This window comes from Cellulomonas sp. P4_H12, assembly GCF_056400905.1.
The window spans coordinates 1-609 of the sequence record NZ_JBFUKJ010000104.1; the positions used below are offsets into that span (position 1 = coordinate 1).

Sequence of the window (609 nt, forward strand, 5' to 3'; positions counted from 1 at the left end):
GTCAGATCAACCGCAGTACCGGTCACAGCAGTGGCAGGAACCGCCAGGTCCGTCGTCGTGGTCACCAACGGAGCCGAAACCTCGACCGCATGCGCCGCCGACGTCGAACCCACAAAACCGGCACCCGCAACGAACTCAGCAGTGATCGAGCGCGACCCGACCGTGTCGAACGTGTGCGACAGAGTCGCGGTGCCACCCGAAACCGCAACCGGCGCACCGATGTTCACGCCACCGTCCTTGAACTGCACGGTGCCGACGGAGTTGGCCGGGCCGACGTTCGCCGTCAGGTCGACCGGCGTACCGGTGACGGCCTGAGCGGGAGCCGACAGCGTCGTCGTGGTGGCCACGTTCGGCGCGACCACCTCGACGTTCACGTTGGCCGGGTTGAATCCCTGCGTGCTGCCGAAGCTGTACACGTCGAAGAACATGCCGCTGTTGAACACACCAAGAGGAGCGGCGGCCGGCACCTTGTAGGTCACCGTGTAGGTCAGGGACTGGCCGCCCTTGACCACGAATCCGCCGCCGAAGAAGCTGCAACCACCAGAGCACGTGGCCAACACGCTGCCGTCGCCTTGCTGCGAGATGGAGGAACCGCTACCGGTACCGGTC

Annotated in this window: 1 protein-coding gene; it reads right to left on the bottom strand. The window is 65.7% G+C overall.

Annotated features, from left to right (window positions below; translation table 11 throughout):
- Positions 1-609, bottom strand: a 609-nt coding sequence (locus AC1DQC_RS19985; RefSeq protein WP_477052973.1) for an Ig-like domain-containing protein, incomplete at both ends; no start/stop codon positions are given.